Genomic DNA, 25,639 nt, shown 5'->3' with positions numbered 1-25,639 from the left:
GGAGGGTGTAATGGCGGAATCGGTGGAGGCGACCCCGGTCGCGACGAGTGGGACACCGGGTGAGATCAAGCCCGGATACGACGAGCGCCTCACCAACGAGGACCTCGCCCCGCTCAAGAAGCAGAGCTGGACCTCGTACAACTTCTTCGCCTTCTGGATGTCCGACGTCCACAGCGTCGGCGGGTACGTCACCGCCGGGTCGCTGTTCGCGCTCGGCCTCGCGGCGTGGCAGGTCCTCGTCGCGCTGCTGATCGGCATCACGATCGTCTACTACCTCTGCAACCTCGTCGCGCGGCCCTCGCAGGCCACGGGCACCCCGTACCCGGTCATCTCGCGGGTCTCCTTCGGCGTGCTGGGCGCCAACATCCCGGCGATCATCCGCGGCCTGATCGCGGTCGCCTGGTACGGCATCCAGACCTACCTGGCGTCGCACTCGCTGGTCATCGTGGCGCTGAAGCTGTGGCCCGGGCTGGCACCGATGGCCGAGCATGACAGCGGGTTCGCCGGGCTGTCCGCGCTGGGCTGGATCTGCTTCCTCGCGATGTGGGTGCTGCAGGCCGCGGTCTTCTGGCGCGGTATGGAGGCCATCCGCCGGTTCATCGACTTCTGCGGACCCGCCGTCTACGTCGTGATGTTCCTGCTCGCGGGCTACCTCGTGATCGAGGCGGGCTGGAGCAACATCGACCTGAACCTCTCCGAGGTCAACCTCTCCGGCTGGCAGTCCGTCGGCGTGATGATCACGGCGATCGCGCTCATCGTGTCCTACTTCTCCGGCCCGATGCTGAACTACGGCGACTTCGCCCGCTACGGGCGCACGTTCAAGGACGTGAAGAAGGGCAACTTCCTCGGCCTGCCGATCAACTTCATCGTGTTCGCGCTGCTCGTGGTCATCACCGCCGCCGCCACCCTGCCGGTGTTCGGCCGGCTGATCACCGACCCGGTCGAGACGGTCGCGGAGCTGGACAGCACGTTCGCCGTCGTCCTCGGCGCGCTGACCTTCATGATCGCCACGATCGGCATCAACATCGTCGCGAACTTCGTCTCGCCCGCCTTCGACTTCTCCAACGTCAACCCGCAGAAGATCAGCTGGCGGATGGGCGGCATGATCGCCGCCGTCGGGTCCGTGCTGATCACGCCGTGGAACCTGTACTCGAGCCCCGAGGTCATCCACTACACCCTGGACACCCTCGGCGCCTTCATCGGCCCGCTCTACGGCGTGCTCATCGCGGACTACTACCTGATCAAGAAGGGCAAGGTCGTCGTCGACGACCTGTACACCCTCAAGGCGGACGGGACCTACCACTACAGCAAGGGCTACAACCCCGTCGCGATCATCGCGACGGCGGTGGGCGCGATCCTGGCCATGGCCGTGGTGCTGTTCGGCTCGTCCACCGCGGCGGCGTTCAGCTGGTTCATCGGCGCGATCATCGCCTTCGTGCTGCACTGGGTGGTCTCGCGCAGCCGCCGCACCACCACCGCGGCCGCCTGACCGGCGCATCCGGCGGCCCCCGTGTCCGGTTCACCGAACCGGACACGGGGGCTGACCCGCGCGTAACACTGCGTGGGGACCCTGGTCGTCCCCACCTTCGTTCGAGCTCTCGGAGAACACATGGGCATCGCGCTCGGCTACAACCAGTACGGCAAAGCGGAGTGCCACATGGTGCACGTGGACCGCTCCACGCCGGTGCACCAGATCACCGACGTCACGGTGACGAGCCAACTCATCGGCGACTTCGCCGAGACGTTCCACACCGGGGCGAACGACAAGGTCATCGCCACCGACACGCAGAAGAACACCGTCTACGCGCTGGCCAAGCAGCACGGCGTCGGCACGCCCGAGACGTTCGGCCTGCTCATGGCCCGGTACTTCGTCGACGGCTTCGACTACGTCACGGGGGCGCGGCAGGAGGTCAACCTCGACCACTGGGAACGGATCACCACCTCCGAGGGCCCGCACGACCACGCGTTCTCCCGCACCGGCACGGAGGTGCGCACCTGCGTGGTGACCAAACACGGGGAGTCCGAGACGGTGATCTCCGGGCTGTCCGGGCTCGTCGTGCTCAAGAGCACGGGCTCGGAGTTCCACGGCTTCCCGGACGTGCCGTACACCTCTCTCGTCGAGACCGACGACCGCATCCTCGCGACGGCGGTCAGCGCCCGGTGGCGCTACATCGGCACCGACGTGGACTGGGACAAGTCCTTCACGTCCATCCGGCAGATCCTGCTGGACAAGTTCGCGCTCACCCACTCGCTGTCGCTGCAGCAGACGCTCTACGCGATGGGCGAGGCCGCCCTGGAGGCCCATCCCGAGGTGGCGGAGATCCGCTTCTCGATGCCCAACAAGCACCACTTCCTCGTCGACCTCTCGAAGTGGGGACTCGAGAACCCGAACGAGGTCTGGTACGCCGCCGACCGCCCGTACGGACTGATCGAGGCGTCCGTCGTCCGGGAGGAGGCGCCGCCCGCCGAAGGGGTGTGGGAAGGCGTGAAGGGCTTCATCTGATGACGGACACCGACGAGACGACGACGGTCCGGCCCGAGGACGAGAAGGTCCCCGTCGGCAAGGCCTTCTTCTTCGGACTGCAGCACATCCTCGCGATGTACGCCGGCGTCGTGTCGCCGCCGATCATCATCGCGTCGGCGGCCGGGCTCTCGCCCGCGGACCAGGCGCTGCTGGTCACCGCCGCCCTGTTCGTGTCCGGGCTCGGCACCCTGCTGCAGTCCCTCGGGCTGCCCTACGTCGGGTCGCAGCTGCCGCTGGTGCAGGGCGTGTCGTTCGCCGCGGTCGGCACCATGACCGCGGTCGCGACGAACGAGGGCATCGGGGACCCGGCCGCGCGGATGGCCACGATCTTCGGGGCCGTGTTGGTGGCGGGGCTCATCGGGTTCGTGATCGCCCCGGTCTTCGCGAGCCTGGTGCGGTTCTTCCCGCCCGTGGTCACCGGCTGCGTCATCACGATCATCGGGCTGTCGCTGTTCCCGGTCGCGTTGCGCTGGATCCGCGGGAACCAGATGATCGGCGGGCAGCCGAACCCGAACTACGCCTCCGGCACGTCGTTGCTGCTCGGCTTCCTCACCCTGGTGGTCACGCTCGCCATCGCGCGGTTCGGGCGCGGGCTGGTGTCGCGGCTCGCCGTGATGCTCGGCCTGGTGGTCGGCACGCTCGTCGCCACGCTCATGGGCCGGGTGAACTGGGGCGCCGTGGCGAACGGGCCGATCTTCGCGCTGCCCCAGCCCTTCCACTTCGGGTGGCCGCTGTTCTCCATCGGCGTGATCGTGTCCATGACCATCGTGATCCTGGTGATCATGGCCGAGACGACGGCGGACCTGCTGGCCGTCGGGGAGATCCTCGACACCGACGTCGACAAGAAGCGGATCGCGGCGGGCCTGCGCGCGGACATGGCCGCCACCACGGTGTCGCCGGTGTTCAACGGCATGCCGATCTCCGCCTTCGCGCAGAACGTCGGCATGGTGGCGATCACCGGCATCAAGTCGCGGTTCGTGGTCGCCGCGGGGGGCGCGATCCTGGTGGTGCTCGGCCTGCTGCCGGTGCTCGGCCGGGTGATGAACGCGATCCCGCAGCCGGTGCTCGGCGGGGCCGGGATCGTGCTGTTCGGCTCCGTCGCGGCGGCGGGCATCCGGACCCTGTCCAAGGTGGAGTTCACGAACTCGAACATCCTGATCGTGGCCACGGCCATCGGCGTGGGCCTGATCCCGATCACGGTGCCCGAGGTCTACACCCACCTGCCCACGTGGCTGCACCAGATCGTGGAGTCCGGCATCAGCGCCACGGCCATCGTCGCGGTCCTGCTGAACCTCGCGTTCAACCACTTCACCAAGACCGAGGAGCCGACACCCGACCGCTGACCCCGTGAGTGGCTCAGCGATGGGGGCCGAGGGCGGGGCGACGGGCGAGCCGGGCCAGTTCGTGGGCGTCCGCGCCGGTCGCCTTCTGCACCCACTCGTCGTCCAGCGCGCCGCAATCGACGCCGCGGAGCAGGAAACCCGACAGCGCGGTCGCTGTGGCGGGCTCGTCCATGAAGCCGCTCTCGGAGCGCTCGCGGTAGGCGCGCAGCCGGGCGGCGGCAGACTCGGCGGAGCCCTGGAAGAACGCGAAGTTCGCCACGAACCGGCTCGGCAGCTGCGCCGGGTGCAGGTCCCAACCCTGGTAGAAGCCGCGTTCGAGGGAGCGGCGCACCAGACGGCCGTGCAGCGCCCAGGCGGCCCGCACCTGCTCCGGGTCCCCGACCGGCAGCACGTTGGTGGACCCGTCGGACAGCCGGACGCCGGTGCCCGCGGCGGCCACCTGCATCACCGCCTTGGCGTGGTCGGCGACCGGGTGCTCCATGCTCTGGTACTCCGCGGCGATCCCGAGCGAGGCAGAGTAGTCGTAGGTGCCGTAGTGCAGGCCGGTGCAGCGACCCGCACCCTCGGCGATCATGCGCGGCAACGGGGAGGCGCCGTCGGGGCCGATGACGGACTGCGGCGTCTCCACCTGGATCTCGAACCGGAGCGTGCCCGCGGGCAACCCGAACTCCGCCTCCAGCGACTCGCACGTCGCGACCAGCGCCGTGACCTGCGCGAGCGCGGTGACCTTCGGCAGGGTCACGACGAACCCGGCGGGCACGCCGCCCCGCGCGCAGAGCTCCCCGACGAACCCGACGAGCGTCCGGACCCCGCGCCGCCGGGTCGCCGCCTCGAAGCTCCGGAACCGGATGCCGGTGAAGGGCGGCGCCGCGCCCGCCGCCACCGCGGCCGTCAGCTCCTCCGCGGCCCGGACGATCTCGGCGCCCTCCTCGGCGTCGGAGCGGGTGCCGTAGCCGTCCTCGAAGTCGATGCGCAGATCCTCGATGGGCTCCGTCGCGAGCTTGTCCCGCACCCGTCCCCGCAGGTCCGCCGGGGCGTCCCAGATCGCGGGGAGGTCCCCGGCGGCCGCGTCGAACACCTCGAGCGCCCGGGTGCCCCAGTCCGTGACGATCCCGCGCGAGAACCGGTCCGCGGGCACGTAGACGGTGTGCACGGGCTGGCGGGTCCCCGGGTCGCCGGGATGCAGCGCCGCGACCTCAGCGTCCGCCGCGGCCAGCTCGACGTCGAGAGCATCGGCCAGGGAGTCCGCGAGATCGGTCATGGCCGCATTATGCGGCTTGCGTCCCCGGCCGCTGGTGGTAGCGGTCCACGTAGACCTGCCCGGACAGCTCGGCGATGGCGTCCATCACCTCGTCGGTGACGGCGCGGCGGATGGCGGCCGAGCCCTCCAGCCCGTCGTAGCGGGAGAAGTCCAACGGCTCGCCGAACCGGACCTCGACGGGTGCGACGCGCGGGATCCGGCGGCCGACCGGCTGGACCTTCTCCGTGCCCAGCAGGGCCACCGGCACCACGACGGCCCCGGTCGAGAGCGCCAGCGACGCGACCCCGGTGTGCCCGCGGTGCAGCCGCCCGTCGAGCGAGCGCGTGCCCTCGGGGTAGATGCCGAAGGCACCGCCCGCGCGCAGGACCGTGCGGCCCGCGTCGAGTGCCGCGAGCCCCGCCTTCGCGTTCCCCCGGTCGACCGGGACGTAGCCGAGCGCGGTGAGGAAGCGCGCCACCAGGCGCCCCTTGAGGGTGCGCGAGGTGAAGTACTCGGCCTTGCCGAGGAACGCCACCGGCCGTGGGGTGACCAGGGGGATCACCGCGGTGTCCACCGCGGCCCGGTGGTTGGCCGCGAAGATCACCGGGCCGGTGGTCGGGACGCGCGCCGCCCCCACCACGCGCGGCCGCCAGATGAACCGGACGAGCGGCGCCAGGACCCACCTGATCAGGAACTGCATGATGCGTTCATTCCTCCCCGAGGCGTGAGCACACAGTGTCGCCCACCGCGTGTGACGCCCAGATCACCGCTGGCAAACGTACTCGGGTCGGGCCGGCTGTGGATCCGCTAGTGCGGTGACCACGAACGTTCGCCGGGTGTTCGCGGGATCCGGGCGGTTCCTCGCCAGGCGCCCCCGCGCCGCCTGTACCGGGTGTACCGGGGTGCGGGGGCAACGCCGCGAGGGGCCGTCCGGGCCCGCGAGGACCGGCGAACGTTCGCGATCACCGCACTGGGTGCGGTGAGCCCGTAATCCGGTTGCGCCCCGTGGCAGGGTGGATCTCGACATGAGGCACTGACACCGTCCCCGCCCGGCCGCGGATCACCCGTCGGGCGTCGCCGTGGACCCTCCCGGTGGTGTCGCATGCCTGCTCCCCTGATCGCCCACGACCTCGTCCGCACGCTCGGCGACCGCCGCGTGCTCGACGGGGTCTCCCTCACCGCCGCCCCCGGCCGCCGGATCGGACTGATCGGCGAGAACGGCGTGGGCAAGTCGACCCTGCTGCGGCTGCTCGCGGGGACCGACCGGCCCGACGGCGGAACCGTGACGCGGCCGTCCGACCTGGGGTTCCTGCAGCAGGAGCTGCCGTTCGCGCCGACGGTCACGGTGGCGGGGGTGGTCGACGACGCGCTGCGTGAGGCCCGCGCCGCGCTCGCGGACCTGGACCGGCTCGCGCAGGCGATGGCGGAGGACCCCGCGCTCGCGCAGCCCTACGGCGAGCGGCTCGAGTGGGCCGAGGAGCACGCGGCGTGGGACGCGGACCGGCGGGCGGGCCTGGTCCTCGACGGCCTGGGCCTGGGCTCCGTGGCGCCCTCGCGGCCGGTCGGCTCGCTGTCGGGAGGCCAACGTGGACGGTTGGCGCTCGCCGCCCTGCTGATCCGCAGGCCCACCGCCCTGCTGCTCGACGAGCCCACCAACCACCTCGACGACTCCGCCGCCGCCTTCCTCGAGACCGAGCTGCGCGGCCTGACCGGGGTGCTGGTGGTGGCGAGCCACGACCGCGCCTTCCTCGACGCGGTCTGCACCGACCTCGTCGACCTCGACCCGGCCCTGGACGGCCCGACCCGCTACGGCGGCGGGTACTCCGCCTACCAGGAGGCCAGGCGGCGGGAGCGGGCGCGCTGGGAGGAGCGGTTCGAGGCCGAGCAGGAGGAGCTGCGCGCGCTGCGGCACTCGGTCCGGGTCACCGCGCACCGGGTCGCGCCGCACGACCGGCCCATGCCGGATCGCGACAAGATGGGGTACGGCCGCCGCGGCCAGCGGATCGAGAAGCAGGTGTCGAGCCGGGTCCGCAACGCCGCCCGCAGGCTCGAGGACCTGGAGCGCGACCAGGTGCGCAGACCCCCTGCACCACTCCGGTTCCGCGCCCCGGCCCTGGCCAGGGCCGCACCGGAGGGACCGCTCGTGTCGCTGCGTGCGGTGCGGGTGCCCGGGCGGCTGGCGGTCGACCGGCTCGACGTCGGTGCCACCGACCGGATCCTCGTGACCGGACCCAACGGCGTCGGGAAGTCGACGCTGCTCGCGGTGCTGGCCGGTGCTCAGGCCGCCGAGGGGGACGTGCGGCGCCGGCGCGCACCGGCGGTGGGGCTGCTCGCCCAGGACACGGTGTTCGACCGTCCTGATCGGACGGTGGCGCAGACCTGGGCGGCCGCGCTGGGGCCCGACGCGGTGGCCCTCGCCTCGCTCGGCCTGGTCGCCCCGCGCGACCTCGGGACGCGGGTGGGGGACCTGTCCGTCGGGCAGCGGCGGCGCCTCGCGCTGGCCCTGCTGATCGCCGACCCGCCCGAGCTCCTGCTGCTCGACGAGCCCACCAACCACCTCTCCCCGAGCCTGTCCGACGAGCTCGAGGAGGCCCTGGGCACCGGCCCCGGCGCCGTGGTGGTGGCCAGCCACGACCGGTGGTTGCGCCGCCGGTGGGCGGGGCGGGAGGTGCGGTTGAGCCCGCCGTGACCGCACGTTTCGTGCGCTCAGCGCCGCATGATCGACGGTTGTGTGCGGTGAGCGCGGTCCGCACCGCACCACGCGCACGAAACGTGCACCGCGGGACTGTCGGGGGTGCTCGGTACCGTATGGGCGATGTCGCGGTGTTCGGACGAGTCGGCGAACCGTCGGGCCCTCGGGCCCGGCCTTCGCAGCTCCGGGGCAACCCCGGAGTGCACCATCCCTGCACCGCACGGCGTCCCGCGCGCGGCGGCCCGCACCACGGGGACGTGGGCGCGCGGCGGACGAGAGCCCAGGTCGTACGGGCACCGCGACATCACCCGCATGATCCGCCGTCGGGGAGCGGGCCGGTCGGAGATCGACCGGGTCCCTCCTCACCTGTGGATCACGGCCGTCGGGTCCGCGCGGTGACCGATCCGGAGGCGGTGCTGCGGGCGCTGCTCGGGGTGCCGTGGCGCCTCGGGGCCCTGACCCACACGCTGGGCGACGTCCTCGGGGAACGGGCGGCCGAAGTCGCCGCCCGGCTGGTCGAGCAGTGGCCCGAGGCGCCGCGGGCCGCCCACGCCGAGCTGCTGGCGGGGATCCGGGGCGCGCTCGGGCGCCGCATCGTCGTCGAGGAGCCGGCACCGGTGTGGCGGTGGCCGGTCGCGCGCTGGGCGAGTGTGGACGAGCTGGCCGCCGGGCTGGACCTGCGCGCGGGCGAACCGGAGTGGTTCGCCGACCCCGGCGGCTGGCTGCGCCGGGCCCCGGAGGGGCCGCTGCACCACTACCGGGCGGTGTGGCGCGGCGACCGGCTGATCGAGACGCCCGGGCCGCGGCTGGCCGAGCTGCAGCGCCGGATCGGGCGCCGCGTGCTCGGGCGCATCCCGGTGCACCCCGCCGCCCACGGCTACGTGCGGGGGCGCTCCCCGTTCACCCTGGCCGCCGAGCACGCGGGCCGCGCCATGGTCGTACGGCTGGACGTCGAGGGCTTCTTCACCCGCATCGGGCCCGCCCGCATCGCGGGCCTGCTGCGCGCGGCGGGCTACCCCGCCGCCGTCGCGCGGGTGCTGGCCGGGATGCTCGTGACCGGTACGCCCCGGGCGGTGCTGCGGCGCGGCCCGTCGTCGCGGCGGCACCGGCTCGCGCTGCCGCACCTCCCGCAGGGCGCACCGAGCTCGCCCGCCGTGGCGAACCTGCTGGCCCACGGGCTGGACCGGCGGTTGAGCGGGCTCGCCGCGGCCGTCAGCGCGCGGTACGGGCGCTACGCGGACGACCTGGTGTTCTCCGGCGACGAGCTGCCGGTGCACGGGCTGGTCGGGCGGGTGTCGGCGATCGCGGCGGCGGAGGGCTTCACCCTGCGGCCGGACAAGACCCGGATCATGCCCGCGCACCACCGCCAGCGGGTCACCGGCCTCGTCGTCAACGCCACCCCCGCCGCCTCCCGCCGGGACTACGACGACCTGCGCGCGCTGCTCCACAACTGCGTCCACCACGGACCGGACGGCCAGAACCGCGAGGCGCACCCCGCCTTCCGCGAGCACCTGCTCGGCCGGATCGCGTGGGTCGGGGCCGGTCGCCCGGCCCGCCGGGCCCGGCTCCGGGAGCTGTTCGACCGCATCGCCTTCTGAGCCACCCGAGGTCGTGCGTGGGAAGTGGTGCTCTGGCACCACTTCCCACGCACGGGCGGCGGAGCCGCGCTACAACTCGGCCCGCAGCGCGGCGACGGCCTCGCGCCGGGTCAGGCCCGTGGCCTGCAGGAGATCGATCGCGATGGACCGCAGCTGGGCGACCATGACCTGCTCGGACATCCCCAGGTCACCCGCTTCGGCGAGGATCGGGGCCTCGTGCACCAGCTCGAGGATCGCGTCCCGGGCCTGCTCCCGGTGCCCGCCGCGCACCTCGTCCGCGAGCCTGCGGACGGCGGTGGCCAGCTGGGTGACGGCGTCCGGCAGGGCGTCGACGGCGGGTTCGTCGTCCTGGAGGGCGGCGAGGGCCCGCCGGGCGAGGACCCGGGTGTTGCGGAAGGCGTAGTCCACCCGTTCGGCGAGCTCGGAGAACCGGGTGAGCTCGGCGCGGTGCGGGCGCCTGCCGGGGGCGACGGTCGTGACCTCGCGCCCGGAGCGGACGGCGGCGCGCAGGTCGTCGACGATCGGCTGGGAGGCGCGGGCCCGGGACAACGCGGCGCTCGCGGCCTGCTCGTCCCGGGCCCGCAGCGCGTCCGCGATCCCGAACAGGACCGCGGACAGCTCGTCGAGCGCGTGTCGTGCCTGCCTGCGCACCGGCCCGAGCGGGTGGGACGGCAACACCGCCACCACCAGCACGCCGACGGTCCCGCCGATCAACGCGTCGACGCACCGGTCGATCCCGCCGGTGTCCCCCGGGGGGAGCAGGGTCGCGACCAACACCGCGGACGCACCGGCCTGGGCGACGATCAGCGTGCCGCCGTCGGTGAACACGGCCGCCGCGACGGCGAGCATCACCACCAGGGCGATCTGCCAGACCCCGGTGCCGATCCAGGAGATGAGCAGGTCGCCGACGAGCACGCCGAGGCTCACCCCGACGACCAGCTCGCCCGCCCGCCGCAGCCGCGAACCCAGGGACACCCCCAGGCTGATCACGGCCGCGATCGGGGCGAAGAAGGGCCGGGCGTGCCCGACCAGGTCCGCGGCGACGAACCAGGCGAGCCCGGCGGCGAGCCCGCACTGCACGATCGGCAACGCGGACGCGCGCAGGCGGCGACCGCCCAGCGCCAACCGGGCCCGGGCCCGGCCCGCGACCGTCACCTCAGGAGACGCCCAGGGCGGCCGCGGCCTCCGGGTCGGACTCGGTGATGAACGTCCGCAGCCGCTCCACCTCGTCGGTCTCCCCGATGGCCTCCGCCGCCCGGTACAGGGCACCGAGCGCACGCAGCACGCCCCGGTTGGGCTCGTGCGCCCACGGCACCGGGCCGAAGCCCTTCCAGCCGTTGCGGCGCAGCAGGTCCAGCCCGCGGTGGTAGCCGGTGCGGGCGTAGGCGTAGGCCGCGACGGTGTGCTTCTCGGCCAGCGCGTTCTCCGCCAGGGTGGCCCAGGCGAGCGAGGACGCGGGGTTCGCCGCGGCGACGTCCGCCGGGTCCTCGCCCGCGGCGAGGGCCGCCGCGGCGGGGTCGACGGGCAGGCGGGTCGGCTCAGGCCCCAGCAGGTTGCCGTGCACACTCATGCCGCCCATCCTGCCTCGTCGGCCCGGACGCGGTCAGCCGGCCAGGGACTTGCCCGCCGACTTCAGCGACTCGCACGCCTCGACGACCCGCTCCGACATCGAGATCTCGGCCTTCTTGCCGTAGGTGCGCGGGTCGTAGGTCTTCTTGTCGCCGACCTCGCCGTCGACCTTCAGCACGCCGTCGTAGTTCGTGAACATGTGCGCCGCGATCGGGCGCGTGTAGGCGTACTGGGTGTCGGTGTCCACGTTCATCTTCACGACGCCGTAGGACAGCGCCTCGTGGATCTCCTCCAGCAGCGAGCCGGAGCCGCCGTGGAAGACCAGGTCGAAGGGCTTGGAGCCCTCCGGGAGACCCAGCTTCGCCGAGGCGACCTGCTGGCCCTCCTTGAGGATCTCCGGGCGCAGCTTCACGTTGCCCGGCTTGTACACGCCGTGGACGTTGCCGAACGTGGCGGCCAGCAGGTAGCGACCCTTGTCGCCGCCGCCGAGCGCCTCGACGGTCCGCTCGTAGTCGCCGGGGGCGGTGTAGAGCTTCTCGTTGATGTCGTTCGCGACGCCGTCCTCCTCGCCGCCCACGACCCCGATCTCGATCTCCAGGATGATCTTCGCCTTGACGGCCTCGTCGAGCAGCTCGGCGGCGATCTTCAGGTTCTCCTCGAGCTCGGTGGCCGAGCCGTCCCACATGTGGGACTGGAAGAGCGGGTTGCGGCCGGCGTCCACCCGCTCGCGGCTGATCGCGATCAGCGGCCGCACGTAGGTGTCCAGCTTGTCCTTCGGGCAGTGGTCCGTGTGCAGGGCCACGTTCACCGGGTAGGAGTCCGCGACGACGTGGGCGAACTCGGCCAGCGCCACGGCGCCGGTGACCATGTTCTTGACCCGGGTCCCCGACAGGAACTCCGCGCCGCCGGTGGAGACCTGGACGATGCCGTCGCTGCCCGCCTCCGCGAAGCCACGCAACGCCGCGTGCAGGGTCTGCGAGCTGGTGACGTTGATCGCCGGGTAGGCGTACTCACCGCTCTTGGCCTTGTCCAGCATCTCGTTGTAGATCTCGGGGGTGGCGATCGGCATCTGCGCGCTCTCCTCGGGGTCCGCCGGGTGTCGCCCGTCAGTATCGCCCACCAGGCGCGACTCACACGGGGACGTCAGTCACGCTCGTTAAGGTAGGCCCGTGGGGGTTGGAGCGGGAACGGGTGGGTTCGAGAGCCCGGTCGAGCAGACGGTGGACCGGACGCTGAGCCGGTTGCGGCGCATCGACTCGCGTCCGGACCCCGAGGTGGAGGCTCCGCAGGCGGGCGGCCCGCTCACCCTCGCGGACCTCTACCGGGACCACCGGATGCGCCTGGTCCGGCTCGCCGTCCTGCTCGTGGACGAGCCCGCCACGGCCGAGGACGTCGTGCAGGAGGCCTTCGCGGGCCTGCACCGGCACTGGAGCGGTCTGCGGGACGAGGCGGCCGCCGTCGGGTACCTGCGCACGGCGGTGGTGAACGGGTCGCGGTCGGTGCTGCGCCGGCGTCGCACGGCCCGGGAGTACGTCGCGCCCCACCAGGTCAACGCCCGCTCCGCGGAGTCGCTGGCCATGCTCTCCGCCGAGCACCAGGCCGTGGTCGACGCGCTGGGCACGCTGCCGCCCCGCCAGCGCGAGGTCCTGGTGCTGCGCTACTACGGGGGACTGTCCGAGGCGGAGATCGCCGAGGCCGCCGGGATCACCCGCGGCACGGTGAAGTCGACGGCGAGCCGCGCGCTCGACACGGTGGCCCGGGTCATGGCCGAACGGTCCGGCGGACCGGGGTGAGAGACTGGCCGCCGTGACCCACCCCGAGGACAGAGTGGCCGAGGCGCTCCGGGCCCAGGCCCGGGTCTCCGCGACCGGCCTGCCGCCGCGCCCGCACGGTGACCCGCGAGCCGCCCTGCGCCGCCAGATCACGCTCGCCCTCGCCGTCGCGCTGCTGGCCGGGGTGCTGTTGGGGGTCGGGATCGCGCTGGTGTCGCTGCTCGCCCCCGGGGTGCTTCCCACGGTCGGCTGACGGGGCCCACAGGGTGGCCCGGTACCGTTTCGCCCTGTGACCACCACCCTGGCGCTCGGTCCCGAGTGGCTGAAGCCCGACGTCATCATCTCGTGGCTCGGCCCGTGGGCGCTGCTCGGCCTGGCGCTCATCATCTTCGCGGAGTGCGGCCTGCTGCTCGGCTTCTTCCTGCCGGGCGACTCGCTGCTGTTCACCGCGGGCCTGTTCGTCGCGACGGGGGCGATCGGCACACCGCTGTGGGTGGTGTGCGTGCTCCTGGTGGCCGCGGCGTTCGTCGGCAACGTCGCGGGGTACTGGATCGGCCGCAAGGCGGGTCCGGCCATCTTCGACAAGCCCAAGAGCAGGCTGTTCAAACCCGAGCACGTCGAGAAGACCCAGGGCTTCTTCGACAAGTACGGCAACCGGGCCATCGTGATGGCGCGGTTCGTGCCGATCGTGCGGACGTTCATCACGGTCATGGCGGGCGTCGGGCGGATGGAGCCCAAGCGGTACTTCACCTACTCGCTGATCGGCGGGGTCGCGTGGGCCGCGGGCGTCACGGTGCTGGGCTACTTCCTGGGCCAGTTCCAGGTCGTCCGGGACAACATCGAGCTCATGCTCGTCCTGATCGTGCTGATCTCCGTGCTGCCGATCATCGTCGAGGTGATCCGGGCGCGGAAGCAGAAGCCCGCCGCGGGGCTCGACCCCGACGCCACGGTGCAGCTCCCGGTCATCCGGCCGGACGACCGGCGGCGCTGACCCGCGCCGCCGCCTCCAGCAGCATCCAGGCGCTGAGCTGCACGGACAGGTCCCCCTCCGGAGCTCCGGGCGCCGGCACGCGGGCGGCCTTGCGCCAGTCGTGGGCGAACGCGGGGCCGTGCGGGGTGTCGGCGCGGTGCTCCCAGACGGACTCGGCGCTGGCCAGGACCAGGTCCCGGGCGTGCGGGAGATCCGGTAGCCGGACCGCGGCCTCGGCCAGGTAGCGGGCGAGGATGCCGTTGAACAGGCCGCCGTCGCCGCCGTCGTCGTAGCCGCCGACCACACCGTTCGGCTCGGCGAGCCGGGCCGCCGTGGCCTCGAGGACCCCGCGGGCCCGCTCCCGCCACCGGGCGTCACCCCGCCGCCGTGCCAGCTCCACGCAGGCCCCCAGGTAGACGCCCTGGCAGTAGGTGTAGGTGGTCGTCTCCCGCTTCCCGCCCACCCGGATCCCGTCGATCACCAGACCGCTGTCGGGGTCGACGAGGTTGTCCGCCATCCAGTCCGTGAGCGCCGCCGCCCGCTCGACGTCCCCGGTGCGGGCCAGCAGGATCGCCGCCGGGCCGTTCGCGGGGGCGTTCTTGAAGTCGTCCCCGCGGCGCCACCAGATGCCTCCGCCGAGGTCGTCGGTGTACCCGGCGCGCAGGCGCGCGGTGATCGCCGCGACGGCCCGCGCACCCGAGCGGGCCCGGGGCCCCGCACGGTGGACGGCCAGGCCGAACCAGGCGATGTCGTCGTAGTAGTCGTTCGTCCAGCGGCCGAGGTTGCGCAGCCGCACGCCACGGACCAGGCCGGCGATCTGCGCGGACCGGCGGGGCGTCGGACTGCGCTGCTGGGCGTCGACCAGGCAGTCGAGGAGATGCGCCTGCCACCAGTAGTGCCAGGGTCCGAAGCGGCGGGCGCGCGGGCTCTGCACCCGGCCGATCCGGGTGGCGGGAACGGACCCGCCGACGCGATGGAGGTACCGGGCCACGACGGCGCGTTCGGCGGCGGCCCCGCGCTCTGTCCACAGGGTGGTCATCACCCCTGATCCTGGCAGAGGGAACTTGTCGGGGGTCGGCCCTACCGTCCCGGGCATGAACCACGACACCCCCGCCTCCGTCCACCGCGCCGACCAGTACGAGGCCTGGCAGCGCGAGACCATCCGCCGCCACGGCTGGGCCCTGCAGGCCGTTCTCGGAGACGTCGAGGGGCCGCCCTTCGTCTACACCGTCGGGCTGTCCGGCTTCGGGCATTCCGAGCTCATCGTGTTCGCGGTGGGCCGGGCCACCGCCGCCCGGCTGCTCAACCGGCTGGGCGAGTACGTCCGGATCGGCGGCCGGCTCGGCCCGGGGGACACCGTGGGATTGCCGGACGGGCTGGTCAGCGTGGTGGAGTTCCCCGACCCGGTGCCCTGGCTGGCCGCGGCGCAGCGGCTCTACCGCACGCCGGGCGGTCCTCCCGTGGAGGCGTTGCTGATCATCCCGGAGGAGGGGTACGCCGAGCTGCCCGGCTCGGACGGGCCGTGCGTGCTCTGCGAGTGACGCGGCAGTCCTTGCTGAGTCTCGCAGCGCAATGCAGACTGGGTTGCATTGAGAGACCCAGGAGGTCGTGATGCGTGACGCAGTGATCGTCGAGGCCGTCCGGACACCGGTCGGCAAGGGCAGGCCGGGCGGGGCGTACGCCGAGGTCCATCCGGTGGAGCTGCACGCCCACGCGTTGCGCAGCCTCGTCGAGCGGGTGCCCGGGTTGCGCCCGCACGAGATCGACGACGTGATCGGCGGCGTCGTCGGGCAGGTGGGTGAGCAGAGCGGCAACACCACCCGGTTCGCCGCGATCGCGGCCGGACTGCCGGAGTCGGTGCCCGGCGTGACCGTGGACCGGCAGTGCGGGAGCAGCCAGCAGGCGCTGTCCTTCGCGGCGAACGGGGTGATCGCGGGCGAGTACGACATCGCGATCGCCTCGGGCGCGGAGTCGATGAGCCACGTGCCGATCGGCAGCTCCGCGCTGGTCGACGGGGTGCGTCAGGACGTCGCGGGCCCGTCGATCAGCCGGATCTATCCCGGCGGGCTGATCCCGCAGGGCGTCAGCGCCGAGCTGATCACGCGGAAGTGGGGGCTCTCCCGCACCCGGCTGGACGAGTTCTCCGCGGAGAGCCACCGTCGCGCCGCGGCCGCCTGGGAGCAGGGATTCTTCGCCTCCCAGGTGGCGCCGGTGAAGGTCACCCACGCGGACGGCTCCGTCACCCAGCTCGAGCGGGACGAGACGATCCGCCCCGGGACGACCGTCGAGACGCTGGCCGGGCTGCGCCCCGCGTTCGCGGACCCGCGGTGGACCGACCGCTTCGGCGAGCTCGACTGGTCGATCACGGCGGGCAACTCCTCGCCGATCAACGACGGCTCCGCGGCCCTGCTCGTCACCACCTCGGAGATCGCGGCGGCGCGCGGCTGGCGGCCGCGGGCGCGCGTCCACACCACCACCGTGGCGGGCGACGACCCGATCTACATGCTCACCGGCATCATCCCGGCCACGGCGAAGGTGCTGGCCAGGGCTGGGCTGACCATCGCGGACATCGACGCGTTCGAGGTCAACGAGGCGTTCGCGCCCGTCGTCCTGGCCTGGCTGGCCGAGACCGGCGCGGACCCGGCGAAGGTGAACGTCGACGGGGGCGCGATCGCCATCGGCCACCCGCTCGGCGCGAGCGGGGCCCGGCTGGCCACGACCCTGCTCGGTGTCCTCGAGCGGACCGGCGGCCGCTACGGCCTGCAGACCATGTGCGAGGCGGGCGGCACCGCCAACGCCACGATCCTGGAGCGGCTCTGATGCAGATCACCGGAAGCACCGTGCTGGTCACGGGCGCGAACCGTGGGCTCGGCGCCCACCTGGCCCGGCATCTCGTCGAGCGCGGGGCGAAGACGGTCTACGCGGGCGCGCGGAACCCGAACACGGTGACCGACCCCCACCTCGTCCCCGTGGCGCTGGACGTCACCGACGCCGCGGCGGTCGCCGAGACCGCCGCGGACCTGCCGGACGTCGACATCGTGATCAACAACGCCGGGCGGGCCGGCGCGGGCTCGCTGCTCACGGGGGACCTCGACGCGGCCCGCGCGGAGTTCGAGACGAACCTGTTCGGTCCGGTCACCGTGGCGCGGGCCTTCGCGCCGGTCCTGGCGCGCAACGGCGGCGGGGCGGTCGTGAACGTCCTGTCGGTGCTCTCGTGGCTCGCGCTCCCGCCCTCGGGTGCGTACTCGGCGTCCAAGGCCGCGGCCTGGTCGTTCACGAACTCGCTGCGGGCGGAGCTGCCGGACACGCAGGTCCTGGCCGTGCACGTGGGGTACATGGACACCGACATGACCGCCCGGCTGGAGGTTCCGAAGATCTCCGCGGCGGGCGTCGCGACCCAGATCCTGGACGCGCTGGAGGCCGGCGCGACCGAGCTCCTGGCGGACGACGTCAGCCGCCAGGTGAAGGCGGGCCTGTCCACCCCGCTCGCGGCGCGAGCGTGACCTGAGCGCTCCGGAAGGCATGCTCCGGTGACACTCGGCGCACCCCGACTGCGCGGGCGTCACCGGAGCGCGGGGTCGAGAACGTTGCCGTCACGTTCGTGGGTCGGCGGTGCGCTCACCAGGCGGTGTCGAGGTCCGCGTGCTGCCGGACCCAGGTGTGCATCACGATCCCGCCTGCCACGCCGGCGTTGATCGAGCGGGTGGAACCGAACTGCGCGATCGACACGAGCAGGTCGGCACCGGCCCGGGCCTCGGGGGTGAGGCCCGGGCCCTCCTGCCCGAACAGCAGCACGCAGTCGCGCGGGAGCTCCGCGGTCTCCAGCCGCACCGAGCCCTCGGTGTTGTCCACCGCCACGACCGCGAGCCCGTGCGCGCGGGCGAACGCGACCAGACCGGAGACGCTCTCGTGGTGGTGCAGCGTCTGGTAGCGGTCGGTGACCATCGCGCCCCGCCGGTTCCACCGCCGTCGTCCGACGATGTGCACGGCGGCCGCGGCGAAGGCGTTGGCCGTGCGCACCACGGTCCCGATGTTGTGGTCGTGGCCGAAGTTCTCGATGGCGACGTGGAAGGGGTGCGCCCGCGCGGCGAGGTCCGCCACCACCGCGTCCCGGCGCCAGTAGCGGTAGGCGTCCACGACGTTGCGCCGGTCACCGCCCGCCAGCAGCTCGGGGTCGTAGCGGGGGTCGTCGGGCGGCGCGCCCTCCCACGGGCCGACCCCCACCTGCCCGGGCACCGCCCACTCCGTCGCCCCGGGCTCGTCGTCGCTCACGGGCGGCCATTGTGCCCGGCCGCCCGGAGCGGCACGTCTCGTGCTCTCCGTGCTGTCCGCACCGCCGTGAGCGCACGCAAATCGTGATCATGCAGCACTGGGAGCACGAAACGTGCGATCGTGGTCGGCGCTACTCCGGGCGGATGCCGTACTGGGTGATCTTGCGGTAGATCGTGGCGCGGCTCATGCCCAGGTTCTTCGCGGCCTGGGTGACCGTGATGCCGGGCTCGGCGAGGGCCCGGGCGATCTCGTCCCGCTCCAGGGTCTCGATGCGGGTCAGGGTGCGGCTGGAGCCGCACAGGACTTCGGGGGCCAGGTGGTGGACGTCGATCACGTCGCCCCTGGTCACGGCCTCGCGGACCACGCGTCGGAGCTGTTCGGCGTTGCCGGGCCAGGCGAAGGTGCGCAGGGCGCGGGCCGCGGCGGGGGTGAAGCGCACCGCGCGGCCCCGGACGACCTCGCCGAAGTACTCGGCCAGCGGGAGGACGTCGTCGGGCCGTTGCCGCAGCGGCGGGAGCGAGACCACCGTGTCGAGCAGGCGGGAGAGCGGGCGCGGGATCCCCGCGGCCTCCGACGCCGTCACCGCGAGCGAGGCGCCCCGCGCGTCACCGACGATCGTGGCCAGCTCCGAGGCCGCCCACAGCGGCAGCGCGTCCACCCCGCCCGCGATCACGCTGGTGCGGTCCTTGGCGAGCTCGGGGGTCCACAGGGCGAGCCAGGAGTCGGCGTCCCGCGGGTCCGGCGGGCGGGCGTTGAGGATCCGGTGGTCGCGGTGCACCCGGCGCAGCGCCGCGGCGAGCAGCGCGGTCTTGCCGACGCCGGCCTCCCCGATCACGCCCACCGTCCGGCCGGTCCGCAGCGCCGCGACGGTCTCGGCCAGCGCGGACTCCCAGGCCTCGCCGAGGGCGGGCGGCGTCGCCGTGTCGCGCTGGGCGGTGAACACGCGGAAGACCTCACCCTTGGGGGTGGGCCGGGCCTGTGCCCCGCGGCCGCGGGCGAGCATCAGGGTGGAGGTGTGGCCCGCCGCCGTCTGGGCGAGCGCGAGCAGCAGGCCCGCGGACTTCTCCGACCAGGTGGTGAGGTTGACGCTGCCGAGCAGCCGTCCGAACACGGGGTCCATGACCGGCGCGGCCGCGCACGTGTAACCCCACAGCCCGGTGCAGTAGTGCTCCTCGCCGCGCACCAGCGACGGCGCGCGGTCGGCCAGCGCGAGGCCCAGCCCGTTGGTCCCCGCCTCGCGTTCGGAGAAGGCGAACCCGGGGGCCAGGTAGGTCTTGTCGAGGGCGCTGACCAGGGCCGACTCGTCGCACACCCGGCTGAGGACGAGGCCGTCGGCGTCGGTCAACATCATGCTGACGGGCTCGCCGGACAGGGTGTCCCGCAGCCCGCCCAGGATCTCCTGGCCGCACTCGTAGAACAGCGATCCGTCGACCGCGCTGTCGACGCCGCCGCTGAACGCCGGGTTCACGGCGTCGAGCGGGATGCCGTAGTCCTCGCTGCGCCGCCAGGACGCGGACAACCGCGGGGTCGCGGTGACGCTCCGCTGGACCTCCATCTGCGCACCTCCTCGGACGCTGCTCCCGACCCCAATGTGACACACACCCGTGGTCCGGCGGTGCCGAAGACGTCTCACGTTGAGACTCGTCACGGCCCTGCGGACCCGCTCGCGCCGCCTACCGTCGCCGACACCGACGGACAGGAGACAACGGTGTACTCGAAGGACGGGCAGGACTACTTCATCGTCGACGCCCACGTCGCGCTGTGGGACGCGCGAGTGGAGAACCAGCGCAACATCCACGGCAAGCAGTTCATCGACTGCTTCTACGACTACCACCGCAACCTCAGCCCGGAGTCCGAGGTCTGGCCCTATGAGGACTACCTCTACCAGGGCGGTGACCGGCTGATGCACGATCTGTTCGGGGTCGGCCACGTGGACCACGCGATCTTCCAGCCCGCAGCGCTGGGCGAGTTCTACGTGAACGGGTTCGGGCAGACCGAGGAGGCGTCGGCGCTGGCGAAGGCGCACCCGGACAAGCTCACCTACAACCACTGCTGGGACCCGCGCTTCGGCGAGCAGGGGCTGCGGCAGCTGCGCGAGGACGCGAAGCGGTTCGGGCTCAAGGGCTGCAAGCTCTACACCGCGGAGTGGCACGGTGACTCCCGCGGCTGGAAGCTCGACGACCCGTGGTCCTACCGCTACCTCGAGGCGGCCCAGGAGCTGGGCATCCGCAACATCCACATCCACAAGGGCCCGACCATCCGGCCGCTGGACCGCGACGCGTTCGACGTGGCGGACGTCGACAAGGTCGCGACCGACTTCCCGGACATGAACTTCGTGGTCGAGCACTGCGGTCTGCCGCGGCTCGAGGACTTCTGCTGGATCGCCACGCAGGAGCCGAACGTGCACGCCGGGCTCGCGGTCGCGATCCCGTTCATGCACACCCGCCCGAAGTACTTCGCGCAGATCATCGGCGAGCTGCTGTACTGGCTCGACGAGGACCGGATCCAGTTCTCCAGCGACTACGCGCTGTGGACCCCGCGGTGGCTGGTCGAGATGTTCGTGGACTTCCAGATCCCGGAGGACCTGACCGAGTACGCACCGCTGACGACCGCGCAGAAGAAGAAGATCCTCGGGCTCAACGCCGCCGCGATGTACGACATCCCGGTACCGGAGCACCTACAGCTCCCCCGCGAGGAGCCGCAGGCCGTGGCGGTGGCCTGATGGACGGCCTGATCCGGACCGACGAGGCGTGGCGGGCCCTGGACACCGTCGTCGACCCCGAGCTCGACGAGCCGATCACCGACCTGGGATTCGTCCGGTCGCTCGACGTGGTCGATGCCGACGTGGTCGTGCACCTGCGGCTGCCGACGAGCTTCTGCGCGCCGAACTTCTCCTACCTGATGGCGAGCGACGCCAAGGACGCGCTGACCGCGCTGCCGTGGACCCGCCGGGTCACCGTGGAGCTCGACGACCACCACGACTCCGACCTCATCAACCGCGGGCTCGCCGCCGACGCGGGATACCGCGGCACGTTCGGGCACGAGGCCGACCAGGACCTCGAGCAGCTGCGGACGACCTTCCAGCGCAAGGCCCACACCGCCGCGATGGAACGGGTGCTGACCCGTCTGACCCGCGCCGGGACCCCGATCGCCGAGCTGGGTCGGGTCCGGATCGGCGACCTCCCCGACGACGACGCCACCCGGGCGCTGCTCCGCAGGCGCGCCGTCATCGGGCTCCGGACCGGGGACGAGCTGCCGGTGTTCGTGGACCACACCGGTGCGCCGTACCCCGAGATGGAGCTGCCGCTGCAGCTGCGCCTGGCCCGGTCGACCCGGATCTCGATCGAGGGCAACGCCCACTTCTGTCGTGGCCTGCTGGCCACCCGCTACGACCTCACGGAGAGCGCCTCATGAGAGCAGTCCAGGTGGTGGGCTACCACCGCGGCCTCGAGCTGACCGACGTCCCGCAACCGACCGTGCAGGGCCCGTTCGACGTCGTCGTGAAGATCGGCGGCGCCGGGGTGTGCCGCACCGACCTGCACATCCTCGAAGGCCAGTGGGCGCAGAAGTCCCAGGTCACGCTGCCGTACACGATCGGGCACGAGAACGCGGGCTGGGTCGCGGCCGTCGGGTCCGCGGTCACCAACGTCGGTGAGGGCGACAAGGTCATCGTGCACCCGCTGATCACCTGCGGGCTGTGCCGGGCCTGCCGCTCCGGGGACGACGTGCACTGCACCCGGTCGCAGTTCCCGGGCATCGACACGAACGGCGGCTACGCGGAGTACCTGCGAACCTCCGCCCGCTCCGTCGTGAAACTCGACGACGGCCTCGAACCCGCCGACGTCGCCGCCCTCGCCGACGCCGGCCTCACCGCCTACCACGCGGCCGCCAAGGCCGCCCGCAGGCTCGGCCCGCGAGACACCTGCGTGGTGATCGGCGCCGGGGGCCTGGGGCACATCGGGATCCAGGTGCTCAAGGCGCTGAGCCCGGCCCGGCTGGTCGTGCTGGACCGCAACCCCGACGCGGTGAAGCTGGCCGAGTCCATCGGCGCGGACCTCGGCATCGTGGCCGACGGCGGGCACGTCGACCAGGTGCTCGCGCTCGGCGGGGCCGAGGTGGTGGTCGACTTCGTCGGCGAGGGCGGCAGCACCGCCGAGGGACTGGCCATGACCAAGCCCGCCGGCGACTACCACGTCGTCGGATACGGGGAGAACCTCAACGTGCCGACGATCGACCTGATCTCCGCGGAGAAGAACATCGTCGGCAACCTGGTCGGCAGCTACAACGACCTCTGCGACCTCATGGAGCTCGCCGCGCGCGGCCTGGTCACCCTCCACACCCAGCGCTACGCCCTCGACGACTTCCAACAGGCCATCACCGACCTCGACGAGGGCCGAGTCCGAGGACGCGCCATCCTCGTTCCCTGACCCTGGAGACACGAACGGCGCTTTCGCTCACGAGGTGTGAGCGAAAGCGCCGTTCGCCGCGTTCGGGAGCCGCGGCTACTGCGCGGTGGCCGCGGCCGAGTGGCCCTCCTCGCGCTCGCGGATCGCGGGCAGCGCCAGCCGGACCGGGGCGTGGGCGCGGTGCGCGCCCGCCGCGGCGGCGTGGTACTCCTCCAGCTGGGACAGGAAGTCCGGGTCGGCGTAGATCCGGCCGTCGACGTTCACGCCCTCACGGCCGGTCAGGACCGCCTCGACGTCCTCGCCCGTGAGGGTCTTGTGCGTCTCCAGCGCGTGCGCGATGGCGAGCACGGACGCCCGGTTCTCCCGCAGGATCTCCTCGGCCTTGTCCAGCAGCCCGCCGAGGTGGTCCTCGATCCGGTCCGCGAGCGCGCGCCGGATGACCTCCTCGGTGGAGCCGTCCTTGCCGGGGGCGCCCTTGCCGCCGCCGGGCGAGCCGACCTCCAGGCGGCGGGCCGAGGAGTACGACGAGACCGTCGACCCCATGCCCCACATGCCCTCCATGAACGACGCCACGGTCGTCGCCGACTCGAGGTCGCCCGAGACGCCGGACGAGCTGTCGCCGTCGAAGAACATCCGCTCGCCCGCGAGCGAGGCCAGCGACACCAGGATGTCCGCCTCGTACTCCGAGCGCCACCGGGTGAACTGGTCCTCCGGCGGGATGCTCGCGACCATGCCGAGGTAGTCGGAGCCCTTCTCGATGGTCGCCAGGTCGATCTCCATGTGCTCGCGCACCCGGAAGGCGACGACGGCGTGGCAGCCCTCGTGCACGGCGACGGCGTGCCGCTCGCGCTCGATGTACTCCACGTCCTCGGGCGGGCCGAGCTCCTTGAGCTGCTTGGCCCGCATCAGGTCGCGGTAGGTGATGACCTCGCGGCCGTCCCGGATCGCGGTGATCAGGGCCTCGTTCACCAGGTCCTTGATCGTGGCGCCCGTGGCGTAGGGGGTGATCGTGGCGAGCTTGTCCAGGTGCTCGTCGGTGATCTCGTGGGGCACCTTGTCCAGGTAGCCCCTGTAGGTCATGATCCGGCCCGCCTTGGACGGGTAGCCGACCCGGTAGATCCGGTCGATGCGGCCCGGCCGCAGGAGCGCCTCGTCGAGGGACTCCGGCATGTTCGTGGCCATCATGACCAGGATCCGGTACTTGGGCGGCGGCTTGGGCCGCATGCCCAGCGCGCGCCTGCCCCACCGGTTCAGCAGGCCGCGCGGCTTCTTCAGCCCGGACAGCTCGGTGAGCAGCGCCTGGAGCGTGCCGCCACCCCCGCCGCCGCCCTGCATCCCGCCCATCATGAAGCGGCTGGACGTCTCCTGCGGCGGCGGCACCGAGGACATCGAGTTGCGGAACAACATCGACTGCGTGTCCCGGGACAGGTATGAGAAGCCGTGGCAGCCCGAGCCGTGGAAGGGCGGCGGCGTGAACCCGCGCGGTGCCCCGCCGGGGGCGGTGCCCGCGAGGGTGCCGCGGTTGCCGAGCGCGTCCGCCTCGTCGAAGAAGACGATCACGCCGCCGTAGCGCAGCGAGAGCTTGCGCAGCTTGCGGAACAGCGACTTGACCTTGAGGATCCCGACGCCCATGAACATGTTGATGAAGGCGCCCGGGTCGACGAAGACGTAGGGCTTGCCGGTCTCGCCCGCCACGGCCTCGGCCATCAGCGTCTTGCCGGTGCCGGGCGGCCCCCAGAGCAGCAGGCCGCCGGGCACGTACCCGCCCTTGGCCTCGATCTCCTCCGGCTTCTCGAGGAACATGATGTTCTCGCGGATGCGCTGGACCACGTGGTCCTGGCCCCAGACGTCCGTGAAGCGGGTCTTGATGTCGTCCGGGTAGTAGGTGTCCACACCGCCCCGGGAGAGCAGCCAGAACAGCCCGATGAACTGGAACGCGATGAAGAAGAACGCGAAGGCCAGCTGGAAGATGAACGGCAGCGCCTGGAAGAGCAGCGCGGGTGCCTGGAAGATCGCCAGGAACGGGGACGTGCCCAGCGCCGCGCCGGCGACCAGCGCCACCAGGACGATGAACGCGACCCACTTCAGCGCCCGGGCGACCCGGAAGCGGGTCCAGTCCGACCAGCGCCGCTTGAGCATCCGGTCGGTGCCGCCGAAGACCTTCTGGGTCCAGAAGACGTGGTAGGCCGACCACCGCTCCGAGAGGAAGTAGTGCAGCTGGCGCAGCACCTCGACCCCGGCCAGCCAGAGCAGCCACTGCGAGTCGACGAGCTCGATGCGCAGCGCGTCCGCGAACGTCATCAGCGGGTTGTCCGCCACCTGCGACCAGACGATCACGAAGAACGCGATGACCAGCAGCAGCAGGATCTTGGACCGGTCCCACAGGGACATCTTCTTGCGCTTCGCCTCGTACTTCGGCGGAGGCGGCTCGTGGTGCGCCGAGCCCTCGGGCTGCGGCGCGCCGACGGTGTCGTCAACGATGGTCATGGGCCCTCCCGGACCGTGAACGAGGAGACGACGCCGTCGATCTCGGACTGTCTCTTCTCGAAACAGTCAACCGAACAGCGTGCCAAGGCGAGATAAAGTTTGCTCGCGTCGTCGTTGAGATAGCCGGTCTGGTCGAAGATCTGGGGCTCACCGCCGTTCACCCGGTAGGAGAACACCGAGTGCACGCCGCGGATCCCGTCGCCGGGGGTGAGCACCTCGTCGCCGAGCAGCGTGAAGCCGGTCAGGCCGCTCGTGGCCCCGCCGAGCTGCATCTGCTGGCGCGCCGACTGCGACACCGGGTAGATGAAGTCCCGCACGGTGTCCAGCGAGATCTGCCCGCGGGACTCCTCCGGGATGGGCTGGACGGTCACCAGGATCGCGGGCGACTGGGCCGTCTCGCCGATGATGTGGTTGAGCGACGGCTGCGCGTCCGAGTCGTAGGCCTCGATCCACACCCCCTGGGACGAGTCGTCCGCCGACTCGACCCCGAGCTGGCTGGCGACCTGGGCCGGGTCCACCTGTTTCCAGGAGGTCGGCACCTTCAGGTAGGTGCGGTCCGCGGAGTTCGTGACGTAGGTCCAGGACGGAGCCCCGCACCCGACGAGCAGGGTCAACGCCGCCACGACCGCCGCCCCGAGGAGTACGGGCCGCCCCGTACGTCCTGCCATGGATGTCCTCCCCCGCCGTGACTGTTCCGTGACCTTCGAGTATGCGGCACGAAACACCCGCGACACTGCACCGTTCAGGTTGCGACCAGGTTTCGCCC

General features: G+C 72.3%; 24 protein-coding genes. 14 read left to right on the top strand and 10 right to left on the bottom strand.

Going from position 1 to position 25,639, the window contains the following annotated elements:
* Positions 1-10: 10 nt before the first annotated feature.
* The 3 genes from L3X23_RS25530 to L3X23_RS25520 all read left to right on the top strand — a co-directional run bounded on the left by L3X23_RS25530 (position 11) and on the right by L3X23_RS25520 (position 3,867).
* Positions 11-1,489, top strand: a complete 1,479-nt coding sequence (locus tag L3X23_RS25530) for an NCS1 family nucleobase:cation symporter-1 (protein WP_237195155.1) — start codon at positions 11-13, stop codon at positions 1,487-1,489.
* A 120-nt stretch (positions 1,490-1,609) separates the two neighbouring features.
* Positions 1,610-2,503, top strand: coding sequence for a factor-independent urate hydroxylase (gene pucL / locus L3X23_RS25525; protein WP_237195154.1), 894 nt, complete (start codon positions 1,610-1,612; stop codon positions 2,501-2,503).
* Positions 2,503-3,867, top strand: coding sequence for a nucleobase:cation symporter-2 family protein (locus L3X23_RS25520; RefSeq protein ID WP_237195146.1), 1,365 nt, complete (start codon positions 2,503-2,505; stop codon positions 3,865-3,867). The genes pucL and L3X23_RS25520 overlap by 1 nt, the downstream gene beginning before the upstream one ends.
* 13 nt (positions 3,868-3,880) lie before the next feature.
* Here the strand turns inward: L3X23_RS25520 and L3X23_RS25515 are convergent, their stop codons facing one another.
* Positions 3,881-5,128, bottom strand: a complete 1,248-nt coding sequence (locus L3X23_RS25515; RefSeq protein ID WP_237195144.1) for an aldolase/citrate lyase family protein — start codon at positions 5,126-5,128, stop codon at positions 3,881-3,883.
* Positions 5,129-5,135: 7 nt separating this feature from the next.
* On the bottom strand, positions 5,136-5,810 hold the full coding sequence (locus tag L3X23_RS25510; RefSeq protein ID WP_237198123.1) for a 1-acyl-sn-glycerol-3-phosphate acyltransferase: 675 nt from the start codon (positions 5,808-5,810) through the stop codon (positions 5,136-5,138).
* 399 nt (positions 5,811-6,209) lie between these two features.
* Between L3X23_RS25510 and L3X23_RS25505 the strand changes: the two genes are divergently transcribed.
* Both L3X23_RS25505 and L3X23_RS25500 read left to right on the top strand, forming a co-directional pair.
* Positions 6,210-7,796 carry an ABC-F family ATP-binding cassette domain-containing protein gene (locus tag L3X23_RS25505; RefSeq protein ID WP_237195139.1) on the top strand — a complete coding sequence of 529 codons (1,587 nt, stop codon included), beginning with the start codon at positions 6,210-6,212 and terminating at the stop codon, positions 7,794-7,796.
* 398 nt (positions 7,797-8,194) lie between these two features.
* Positions 8,195-9,397 (top strand): reverse transcriptase family protein, encoded by a 1,203-nt coding sequence (locus tag L3X23_RS25500; RefSeq protein WP_237195138.1) that lies wholly within the window; start codon positions 8,195-8,197, stop codon positions 9,395-9,397.
* Between the two features lie 69 nt (positions 9,398-9,466).
* Here L3X23_RS25500 and L3X23_RS25495 read toward each other — a convergent pair whose 3' ends face one another.
* From L3X23_RS25495 to fbaA, 3 genes are read right to left on the bottom strand one after another with little or no spacing between them, the layout of a single operon-like run.
* A complete protein-coding gene (locus L3X23_RS25495; protein WP_237195137.1) occupies positions 9,467-10,552 on the bottom strand; it encodes an aromatic acid exporter family protein in 1,086 nt (361 codons plus the stop codon).
* Between the two features lies 1 nt (position 10,553).
* Positions 10,554-10,967, bottom strand: a complete 414-nt coding sequence (locus L3X23_RS25490) for a DUF3151 domain-containing protein (RefSeq protein WP_093085725.1) — start codon at positions 10,965-10,967, stop codon at positions 10,554-10,556.
* A 33-nt stretch (positions 10,968-11,000) separates the two neighbouring features.
* Positions 11,001-12,035, bottom strand: coding sequence for a class II fructose-bisphosphate aldolase (gene fbaA, locus L3X23_RS25485; protein ID WP_237195135.1), 1,035 nt, complete (start codon positions 12,033-12,035; stop codon positions 11,001-11,003).
* A 100-nt stretch (positions 12,036-12,135) separates the two neighbouring features.
* Here fbaA and L3X23_RS25480 point away from each other — a divergent pair, with 100 nt between their 5' ends.
* From L3X23_RS25480 to L3X23_RS25470, 3 genes are read left to right on the top strand one after another with little or no spacing between them, the layout of a single operon-like run.
* Entirely contained in the window at positions 12,136-12,759 is a 624-nt protein-coding gene (locus tag L3X23_RS25480; protein ID WP_093085599.1) for an RNA polymerase sigma factor, read from the top strand.
* 13 nt (positions 12,760-12,772) lie between these two features.
* A complete protein-coding gene (locus tag L3X23_RS25475) occupies positions 12,773-12,991 on the top strand; it encodes a hypothetical protein (protein ID WP_176921377.1) in 219 nt (72 codons plus the stop codon).
* Between the two features lie 36 nt (positions 12,992-13,027).
* Positions 13,028-13,729, top strand: a complete 702-nt coding sequence (locus L3X23_RS25470) for a DedA family protein (RefSeq protein WP_237195129.1) — start codon at positions 13,028-13,030, stop codon at positions 13,727-13,729.
* Here the strand turns inward: L3X23_RS25470 and L3X23_RS25465 are convergent.
* On the bottom strand, positions 13,701-14,747 hold the full coding sequence (locus L3X23_RS25465) for a glycoside hydrolase family 76 protein (protein WP_237195127.1): 1,047 nt from the start codon (positions 14,745-14,747) through the stop codon (positions 13,701-13,703). The two genes, L3X23_RS25470 and L3X23_RS25465, sit on opposite strands and share 29 nt — an antisense overlap.
* 55 nt (positions 14,748-14,802) lie before the next feature.
* Here L3X23_RS25465 and L3X23_RS25460 point away from each other — a divergent pair, with 55 nt between their 5' ends.
* The 3 genes from L3X23_RS25460 (at position 14,803) to L3X23_RS25450 (ending at position 17,211) form a co-directional block, all read left to right on the top strand.
* On the top strand, positions 14,803-15,249 hold the full coding sequence (locus L3X23_RS25460; protein WP_237195126.1) for a DUF4262 domain-containing protein: 447 nt from the start codon (positions 14,803-14,805) through the stop codon (positions 15,247-15,249).
* A gap of 70 nt (positions 15,250-15,319) precedes the next feature.
* Entirely contained in the window at positions 15,320-16,528 is a 1,209-nt protein-coding gene (locus L3X23_RS25455; RefSeq protein ID WP_237195125.1) for a thiolase family protein, read from the top strand.
* Entirely contained in the window at positions 16,528-17,211 is a 684-nt protein-coding gene (locus tag L3X23_RS25450; protein ID WP_237195124.1) for an SDR family oxidoreductase, read from the top strand. The genes L3X23_RS25455 and L3X23_RS25450 overlap by 1 nt, the downstream gene beginning before the upstream one ends.
* Before the next feature lie 115 nt (positions 17,212-17,326).
* Here L3X23_RS25450 and L3X23_RS25445 read toward each other — a convergent pair whose 3' ends face one another.
* Both L3X23_RS25445 and L3X23_RS25440 read right to left on the bottom strand, forming a co-directional pair.
* On the bottom strand, positions 17,327-17,980 hold the full coding sequence (locus L3X23_RS25445; protein ID WP_237195123.1) for a TrmH family RNA methyltransferase: 654 nt from the start codon (positions 17,978-17,980) through the stop codon (positions 17,327-17,329).
* 130 nt (positions 17,981-18,110) lie between these two features.
* A complete protein-coding gene (locus tag L3X23_RS25440) occupies positions 18,111-19,535 on the bottom strand; it encodes a helix-turn-helix domain-containing protein (protein ID WP_237195122.1) in 1,425 nt (474 codons plus the stop codon).
* 153 nt (positions 19,536-19,688) lie between these two features.
* Between L3X23_RS25440 and L3X23_RS25435 the strand changes: the two genes are divergently transcribed.
* The 3 genes from L3X23_RS25435 to L3X23_RS25425 are packed head-to-tail and all read left to right on the top strand — an operon-like array spanning position 19,689 to position 22,407.
* Positions 19,689-20,702: an amidohydrolase family protein gene (locus L3X23_RS25435; protein ID WP_237195121.1), complete on the top strand. Its 1,014-nt coding sequence runs from the start codon at positions 19,689-19,691 to the stop codon at positions 20,700-20,702.
* Positions 20,702-21,394, top strand: a complete 693-nt coding sequence (locus L3X23_RS25430) for an iron-sulfur cluster assembly protein (RefSeq protein ID WP_237195119.1) — start codon at positions 20,702-20,704, stop codon at positions 21,392-21,394. The genes L3X23_RS25435 and L3X23_RS25430 overlap by 1 nt, the downstream gene beginning before the upstream one ends.
* Positions 21,391-22,407, top strand: a complete 1,017-nt coding sequence (locus tag L3X23_RS25425; RefSeq protein ID WP_237195117.1) for an NAD(P)-dependent alcohol dehydrogenase — start codon at positions 21,391-21,393, stop codon at positions 22,405-22,407. The genes L3X23_RS25430 and L3X23_RS25425 overlap by 4 nt, the downstream gene beginning before the upstream one ends.
* A gap of 75 nt (positions 22,408-22,482) precedes the next feature.
* Here the strand turns inward: L3X23_RS25425 and L3X23_RS25420 are convergent, their stop codons facing one another.
* Together L3X23_RS25420 and L3X23_RS25415 are read right to left on the bottom strand one after the other, a co-directional pair.
* Positions 22,483-24,873 (bottom strand): AAA family ATPase, encoded by a 2,391-nt coding sequence (locus L3X23_RS25420; RefSeq protein WP_237195114.1) that lies wholly within the window; start codon positions 24,871-24,873, stop codon positions 22,483-22,485.
* Positions 24,870-25,541 carry a hypothetical protein gene (locus L3X23_RS25415; protein ID WP_237195113.1) on the bottom strand — a complete coding sequence of 224 codons (672 nt, stop codon included), beginning with the start codon at positions 25,539-25,541 and terminating at the stop codon, positions 24,870-24,872. The genes L3X23_RS25420 and L3X23_RS25415 overlap by 4 nt, the downstream gene beginning before the upstream one ends.
* Positions 25,542-25,639 lie beyond the last annotated feature (98 nt).

It is taken from the genome of Pseudonocardia sp. WMMC193 (assembly GCF_021728735.1).
In the GTDB taxonomy this organism is placed as follows: domain Bacteria; phylum Actinomycetota; class Actinomycetes; order Mycobacteriales; family Pseudonocardiaceae; genus Pseudonocardia; species Pseudonocardia oroxyli.
Note: the sequence above shows the minus strand (reverse complement) of the source record. Positions and strands in the feature narration are given on the sequence as shown.